The 7658-nt window shown below is 68.0% G+C and carries 9 protein-coding genes; 8 read left to right on the top strand and 1 reads right to left on the bottom strand.

The genetic code is table 11. The features are described 5' to 3' along the window. A partial coding sequence (locus ACNPM4_RS01950) for an Rne/Rng family ribonuclease (protein ID WP_448984509.1) occupies positions 1–1937 on the top strand: 1937 nt, incomplete at its 5' end. Here ACNPM4_RS01950 and ACNPM4_RS01955 read toward each other — a convergent pair. Continuing rightward, a complete protein-coding gene (locus ACNPM4_RS01955) occupies positions 1902–2168 on the bottom strand; it encodes a DUF4031 domain-containing protein (RefSeq protein ID WP_029261667.1) in 267 nt (88 codons plus the stop codon). The two genes, ACNPM4_RS01950 and ACNPM4_RS01955, sit on opposite strands and share 36 nt — an antisense overlap. A gap of 246 nt (positions 2169–2414) precedes the next feature. Between ACNPM4_RS01955 and rplU the strand changes: the two genes are divergently transcribed. The 7 genes from rplU to nadD all read left to right on the top strand — a co-directional run bounded on the left by rplU (position 2415) and on the right by nadD (position 7548). After that, positions 2415–2723: a 50S ribosomal protein L21 gene (rplU, locus tag ACNPM4_RS01960; RefSeq protein WP_028501602.1), complete on the top strand. Its 309-nt coding sequence runs from the start codon at positions 2415–2417 to the stop codon at positions 2721–2723. A gap of 18 nt (positions 2724–2741) precedes the next feature. Further along, the gene (gene rpmA / locus ACNPM4_RS01965; RefSeq protein WP_028501603.1) at positions 2742–2999 is read left to right on the top strand and encodes a 50S ribosomal protein L27; all 258 of its coding nucleotides are present in this window, start codon (positions 2742–2744) and stop codon (positions 2997–2999) included. A gap of 100 nt (positions 3000–3099) precedes the next feature. Next, positions 3100–4599: a GTPase ObgE gene (gene obgE / locus ACNPM4_RS01970; protein ID WP_029261668.1), complete on the top strand. Its 1500-nt coding sequence runs from the start codon at positions 3100–3102 to the stop codon at positions 4597–4599. Further along, positions 4596–5381 carry a glutamate 5-kinase gene (gene proB / locus ACNPM4_RS01975; RefSeq protein WP_029261669.1) on the top strand — a complete coding sequence of 262 codons (786 nt, stop codon included), beginning with the start codon at positions 4596–4598 and terminating at the stop codon, positions 5379–5381. Before obgE ends, proB begins: the two co-directional genes overlap by 4 nt. A 9-nt stretch (positions 5382–5390) precedes the next feature. Beyond that, the gene (locus tag ACNPM4_RS01980) at positions 5391–6644 is read left to right on the top strand and encodes a glutamate-5-semialdehyde dehydrogenase (protein ID WP_029261670.1); all 1254 of its coding nucleotides are present in this window, start codon (positions 5391–5393) and stop codon (positions 6642–6644) included. Between the two features lie 67 nt (positions 6645–6711). Then, entirely contained in the window at positions 6712–6936 is a 225-nt protein-coding gene (locus ACNPM4_RS01985) for a hypothetical protein (RefSeq protein ID WP_029261671.1), read from the top strand. Positions 6937–6942: 6 nt separating this feature from the next. Then, a complete protein-coding gene (gene nadD, locus ACNPM4_RS01990) occupies positions 6943–7548 on the top strand; it encodes a nicotinate-nucleotide adenylyltransferase (protein ID WP_029261672.1) in 606 nt (201 codons plus the stop codon). Positions 7549–7658: the final 110 nt, after the last annotated feature.

Genomic DNA, 7658 nt, shown 5'->3' on the forward strand with positions numbered 1-7658 from the left:
GGGGCCGTCGCCGTGGCGGATCCGACGGGGACGACCAGCGTGAAGAACCGCGTCAGCGTCAGCGCGTCGTCGAGTACATCACCGAGCCGAAGGCCATCAAGGGTTCCACCCGGCTCGAGGCGAAGAAGCAGCGTCGCCGCGACGGACGCGACGCGGGTCGCCGCCGTCCGGTCGTCACCGAGGCCGAGTTCCTCGCGCGTCGCGAGTCCGTCGACCGCAAGATGGTCGTGCGCTCGAAGAACGGTCGCACCCAGATCGGCGTCCTCGAGGACGGCGTCCTCGTCGAGCACTACGTTGCCCGCAACCAGGACGCCTCACTGATCGGCAACGTGTACCTCGGCCGCGTCCAGAACGTGCTGCCGAGCATGGAGGCTGCGTTCGTCGACATCGGCCGTGGCCGCAACGCCGTGCTGTACTCCGGCGAGGTCGACTGGGACGGCGTGGAGACCGGCAACCAGCCGCGGCGCATCGAGCTCGCGCTCAAGCCCGGTGATCGCGTGCTCGTGCAGGTCACCAAGGACCCGGTCGGACACAAGGGCGCCCGCCTCACCAGCCAGATCTCCCTTCCCGGCCGCTACCTGGTCTACGTGCCCGGCGGCTCGATGAACGGCATCAGCCGCAAGCTTCCCGACAACGAGCGCGCGCGACTCAAGCGGATCCTCAAGGAGGTCCTCCCCGAGTCGTCCGGCGTGATCGTGCGCACCGCGGCCGAGGGCGCGACCGAGGACCAGCTCACGCGCGATGTGCAGCGCCTCACCGCGCAGTGGGAGCACGTCCAGAAGCAGGTCGAGAACCAGCAGGCACCTGCCCTCCTGCATGCAGAGCCCGACCTGCTCGTGAAGATCGTCCGCGACGTCTTCAACGAGGACTTCACCAAGATGCTGATTCAGGGTGAGGACGCTCAGCAGACCATCCGCGCCTACCTGGAGAGCGTCGCGCCCGACCTGCTCGAGCGTGTCGAGGCATACGAGGAGGAGACCGACCCGTTCGATGCGTTCCGCATCACGGAGCAGATCGAGAAGGCGCTCGACCGCAAGGTCTGGCTCCCGTCGGGCGGTTCGCTCGTGATCGACCGTACCGAGGCGATGACCGTCGTCGACGTCAACACCGGAAAGTTCGTCGGCTCCGGCGGAAACCTCGAGGAGACGGTCACCAAGAACAACCTCGAGGCCGCGGAGGAGATCGTCCGCCAGCTGCGACTGCGCGACATCGGCGGCATCATCGTCGTCGACTTCATCGACATGGTGCTCGAGTCCAACCGTGATCTCGTGCTCCGCCGTCTGATCGAGTGCCTGAGCCGCGACCGGACGAAGCACCAGGTCGCCGAGGTCACCTCGCTCGGGCTCGTGCAGATGACCCGCAAGAAGCTCGGCCTCGGACTCCTCGAGACCTTCAGCGAGGCCTGCGAGGTCTGCGCCGGCCGCGGTGTCATCGTGCACCACGATCCGGTCGTGAAGCACCGCTCCAGCAACAACGGCGGCAGCAGCAACGGCAACGGCCAGAGCGGTCGTCGTCAGCGCGGCGGCAACGGAAACAACGGCGGTAACGGCCAGAGTCAGAACGCGCCTGCGGCTCCGAGCGTGACCCACAGCATCACCGAGGGTGCCAAGTCGGCGCTGGCTCAGATCGCGGCCTCCACCATCGTTCCGGCCGCGGAAGGCGCTGCAGAGGCGGAGACCACCCCGGCAGCGTCCGAGGCGCCGACGGCGGCCGAACGGCCCAAGAAGGCCCGCAAGAAGCGCGGTGGCGATCGTTCGGCACCGAAGTCGCCGGCGGAGCAGCTGCTCGACTCGGTTCTCGACGCCCTTCCGGAGCCGAAGGCTCCGGGTCAGGGCCGAGGTCGCCGTCGGGTGAGCACTGCTGCACTCACCGGCACCCCGGTGTCGGTGAACAACGAGCCGTCAGCGCCGGTCGCGGCCGCGGACTCGGAGTCCTGAGGCGATCAGGCGTCGCACCAGCTCCTTGCCCTTGACCGGGCGGGCGCCGGCGATGACGAGCCGGGGGATCATCTCCTCCGGCACGTCGTAATGGTCGAGGTCGAAGGCGCGCGCCGGCACGTCGTTCGCCTTCGCGAAGGTGTGCAGTTCGTCGAGGCTCTCGTCGCTGACCAGGTGCGCCCACAGGCGTCCGTGGGCGGGCCAGAGGGGGTCGTCGACGAGTACGGTCACCTCGTCAGCCTACGACTGCTCCCGGCGTTGGCGGCCGGGGCGCGACACGCGGGGGAGCGGGAGCGGCTTCGCTTTGCGACACCGACCCGCATCCGGTAAAGTAGTCCCTTGGTGCGTATGCCGCGTCGTCCTCGTCGGTCGAAGCGGAGAGTCTTGCGTTCGCGCCCGCCGTTCCACGGTGCATGCAAGCAACAGTCTTCCCGTGAGATCTCGGAGCCGCGAGCTCCCCAACGAAACAGGTATGAAGTGGTTTACGCAGTAGTGCGCGCCGGTGGGCGGCAGGAGAAGGTCGAGGTCGGCACGATCGTTCAGCTCGACCGTGTCAAGGCTGCCCAGGGCGAGAAGATCGAGCTGGCCGCAGTGCTGCTCGTCGACGGCGCCACGGTGACCACCGACGCTGACTCGCTGGCGAAGGTCAAGGTCACGGCTGAGGTCATCGGCAACCTCCGCGGCCCGAAGATCATCATCCAGAAGTACAAGAACAAGACCGGTTACAAGAAGCGCCAGGGGCACCGTCAGGAGCTCACGCGCGTCAAGATCACCGGCATCAAGTAAGCCAGAGGGGACTAGGACATGGCACATAAAAAGGGCGCAAGCTCCACCCGTAACGGTCGTGACTCCAACGCTCAGCGCCTCGGCGTGAAGCGCTTCGGTGGTCAGCAGGTCCTCGCCGGCGAGATCATCGTCCGCCAGCGCGGCACGCACTTCCACCCCGGCGTCAACGTCGGCCGTGGTGGCGACGACACGCTGTTCGCTCTGGCCGCCGGTGCGGTCCAGTTCGGAGCGAAGGGCGGCCGCAAGGTCGTCAACATCGTCGCTGCAGCTGAGTGATCTCAGCACGACACTAGTCATCCGGTTCGGGGCGGGCTTCGGCTCGCCCCGTCCGTGTATCTGCACACCGTCATAAACAGGAACCCAGGGGAACCCGCACATGGTCACGTTCGTCGACACCGTCACACTGCACCTGCGTGCGGGTAAGGGCGGCGGCGGTTGCGTCTCCGTGCACCGCGAGAAGTTCAAGCCCCTCGGCGGCCCCGACGGCGGAAACGGCGGCGACGGCGGCGACATCGTGCTCGTCGCCGACCCGCAGACCGGCACGCTGCTCTCGTACCACCACTCTCCGCACCGTTCCTCGGGCAACGGCGGCCCCGGCATGGGCGACCACCGCTCCGGTTTCCTCGGCGAGACGCTCGAACTCCCGGTGCCGGTGGGCACCGTGGTGAAGAACACCGCGGGCGAGGTCCTGATCGACATGATCATCCCCGGCGAGCGGTTCGTCGTCGCCAAGGGCGGGATGGGCGGGCTCGGTAACGCCGCTCTCGCCACTCCGAAGCGCAAGGCTCCCGGCTTCGCGCTTCTGGGTACGCCCGGATACGAGGGCGACGTCGTCCTCGAGCTGAAGACCGTCGCCGACATCGCGCTCGTCGGCTACCCGTCTGCCGGGAAGTCGAGTCTCATCGGCGCGATCTCGGCCGCTCGGCCCAAGATCGCCGACTACCCGTTCACCACCCTGCACCCCAACCTCGGCGTCGTGCAGGTCGGAGACTTCCGCTACACGGTCGCCGACGTGCCCGGCCTCATCGAGGGCGCGAGCGAGGGGCGCGGCCTCGGACTCGAGTTCCTCCGCCATGTCGAGCGCTGCTCTGCCCTGCTGCACGTCCTCGACTGCGCCACCCTCGAGCCCGGGCGCGACCCGATCTCCGACCTCGATGTCATCCTCGCCGAGCTCGGCGCCTACGAGGTGCCCGAGGGGCAGACCCCTCTCCTCGAGCGCCCGCAGTTCGTCGCGCTGAACAAGATCGACGTGCCCGAGGCGCGCGACCTCGCCGAACTGGTGCGCCCCGATCTCGAAGCGCGCGGCTTCCGTGTGTTCGAGATCTCCACGGTCTCGCACGAGGGGCTGCGTCCGCTGACGTTCGCGCTGGGCGAGCTCGTCGAGAAGGCCCGCGCCGAAGCCGCGCTGGAGACGCCGCCGGAGCGCGTCGTCATCCGCCCGCGTGGCTCCAAGAAGGGCTTCACCATCCGCGTCGAGGGTGGCACCTACGGCAACGTCTACCGGATCATGGGAGAGAAGCCGGTGCGTTGGGTTCAGCAGACCGACTTCCAGAACGAAGAGGCTGTGGGCTACCTCGCCGATCGCCTCGAGAAGCTCGGCGTCGAGGACGAACTCTTCCGCCTCGGTGCGGTGCAGGGGTCGACCGTCGTGATCGGCGAGGGCGACAGCATCGTCTTCGACTGGGAACCGACGATGACCTCGGCGGCGGAGCTCATGAGCGCTCCCCGTGGTACAGACCCCCGACTGGCGCCCAACTCGCGCCGGACGACGTCGGAGCGCCGCGAGCAGTACTACGAGCGCATGGATGCCAAGGCCGAGGCTCGTGCTGAGGTGGAGACCCAGCGCCTGGCCGCGTACCGCGAGGACGGCGAGTGACCGCACGCACCCGCGCTGATCTGGCGACCGCCTCGCGAATCGTCGTCAAGGTCGGTTCGTCCTCGATCAGCGGCGAGTCGTCGTGGCGCATCCCTGTGATCGTCGAGGCCCTCGCCGCAGCGCACGCGCGCGGGGCCGAAGTCGTGCTGGTGTCCTCCGGCGCGATCGCGTCCGGGATCCCGTTCCTGCGTCTGGACTCGCGGCCGAACGACCTCGCCACCCAGCAGGCGGCCGCGGCCGTAGGGCAGAACATCCTCATGTACCGGTACCAGGAGTCGCTTCGCCCGTTCGACATCGTCGCCGGTCAAGTCCTCCTCACCACCGGCGACCTGGAACACCCCACCTCACGCTCGAACGCACGGCGTGCGATGGAGCGACTGCTCGGTCTGCGGACTCTGCCGATCGTCAACGAGAACGACACGGTCGCGACGCAGGAGATCCGGTTCGGAGACAACGATCGTCTGGGCGCCCTGGTCGCGCAGCTGATCGAGGCCGACGCGCTCATCCTCCTGAGCGACATCGAGTCGCTGTACACGAAGCCGCCGACGGATCCGGGTGCGGAGCCGATCGACATCGTCGCCCCCGACGCCGATCTCACCGGGCTCGAATTCGGTGCGACGGTGGTCAACAGCGTCGGCACCGGCGGAGCGGCGACCAAGGTCTCGGCGGCGCGACTGGCCGCGGCATCCGGCATCGGCGTGCTCGTCACCAGCGCAGATCTGGTGGACAAGGCGCTCTCCGGCGCCGAAATAGGAACCTGGTTCGAACCCGCCACCTCATAAACTGGACGGATGACCGACCAGACCCCGCAGGCGCGCCTGGAGCGCGCCAAAGAGGCCTCCCGCGCCACCGCGGCCCTGACCAGCGCTGACAAGGCTCGTGTGCTCGAAGCGATCGCTCTGGCGCTCCTGGCGGACGCGCCGCGCATCATCGAGGCGAACGGTCGTGACATCTCGCGCGGTCAGCAGGACGGTATCGGTGAGTCCCTGATCGATCGGCTGCGACTCGACGAGAAGCGGGTCGCGGCTCTGGCTGCCGCCGTCCGCGAGGTCGCCGCTCTCCCGGACCCCGTCGGGCGCGTGGTCGGCGGTCACCGCATGCCCAACGGCGTGGCGCTCGAGCAGGTGCGGGTCCCCTTCGGTGTGGTCGGTGCGATCTACGAAGCCCGGCCCAACGTGACCGTCGACATCGCCGCGCTCGCGTTGCGATCGGGCAACGCCGTGGTGCTGCGCGGTGGCAGCGCCGCCCACGACTCCAACGCCGTGCTCGTGGACATCATGCGCGCGGCGGTCGAGGGCGCCGGACTCACGGCGGAGGCGATCCAGACCGTCGACGACTTCGGCCGCGACGGCGCGAAGGCGCTCATGCACGGTCGCGGCTTCATCGATGTGCTGATCCCGCGGGGGAGTGCGGGCCTCATCGAGACCGTGGTGACGGAGTCGACCGTGCCCGTCATCGAGACCGGGGCGGGCAACGTCCACATCTTCCTCGACGAGACCGCCCCCGACGACTGGGCGCGTGACATCGTCGTGAACGCCAAGGTGCAGCGTCCGAGCGTGTGCAACGCCGTCGAGACGGTCCTCGTGCACCGTCAGGCCGCGCCGCGTCTCGTGCCGCTGGTGGCCAGTGCCCTCGAGAGCGAGGGTGTCGCGATCCACGGCGACGACATGGTCGTGGGGCTCATGTCGAACGTGATCCCCGCCACCGAGGAGGACTGGGAGACCGAGTATCTGAGCCTCGACATCGCGATGAAGGTCGTCGACTCGCTCGACGAGGCCCTCGCGCACATCCGTCGGTACAGCACGGGGCACACCGAGTCGATCATCACGACGGATTCGCGCAATGCCGAGCGGTTCCTCGCCGAGGTGGACTCGGCTGTGGTCATGGTGAACGCGTCCACGCGATTCACCGACGGAGGCGAGTTCGGGTTCGGTGCGGAGGTCGGCATCTCCACCCAGAAGCTGCATGCGCGGGGACCGATGGGGCTCTCCGAGCTGACCAGCACGAAATGGCTCGCGCGTGGGTCGGGGCAGACGCGCGGCTGAGGGCTAGACTGGGGGACGCTGTAACCCCCGCAGGATCCCGAACAGCACGCCACGAAACGGAGCCAGGATGAACCTCGTCGCACAGATCGCGATGGCCGCTGCCGAAACCGAGCACCACGGCAACGTCGCGCTCGAGACGCTGATCTTCGGGGTCATCGCCGCGATCGTGTTCGGCGCGCTCGGCCTCGTGACGTTCTCGTACAAGAACGTCGCCAACCGTCACTCGGCGAAGGCCGAGGCATGGGCTGCGCAGCACGGAAAAGACGGCCACGAGGCGGGACACGGCCACTAGGCCCGCATGAACGACGCTGCGACCACGCGCCCCCCGCGCATCGGCGTGATGGGCGGCACGTTCGACCCCATCCACCATGGCCACCTGGTCGCAGCGAGCGAGGTCGCGAACTCTTTCGGCCTCGACGAGGTCGTCTTCGTGCCGACCGGGCATCCGTGGCAGAAGTCGGGTGTCTCGCCGAGCGAGCATCGCTATCTGATGACCGTGATCGCGACCGCCTCGAACCCGCAGTTCACGGTGAGCCGGGTCGACATCGATCGCGAAGGCCCCACCTACACGATCGACACCCTGCGCGATCTGAAGCGGGATCGACCCGACGCCGAGCTCTTCTTCATCACGGGAGCCGACGCCGTGGCGCAAATTCTCAGTTGGAGGGACCATGATGAGTTGTGGGAGTTGGCCCACTTCGTCGCGGTCTCACGTCCTGGACATGTCCTGAGCACTGACGGCCTCCCGAGCGACAACGTCAGCCAACTCGAGGTGCCGGCGCTGTCGATCTCGTCGACGGACTGCCGCGAACGCGTTCGTGACGATCAGCCGGTCTGGTACCTGGTCCCTGATGGGGTCGTTCAGTACATCGCGAAGCATCACCTGTATCGGAGCAAGGCATGAGTACATCGGATCAGCAAGGGCAGGGTCCGCTGACGCGCAAGCAGTTGCGGGAGATCCGGTTGACGGGATCGACCCCGGTCATCTCCAGCGAGGAGGCCGCCGCGGCGGCC

It is taken from the genome of Microbacterium umsixpiens, assembly GCF_053543675.1.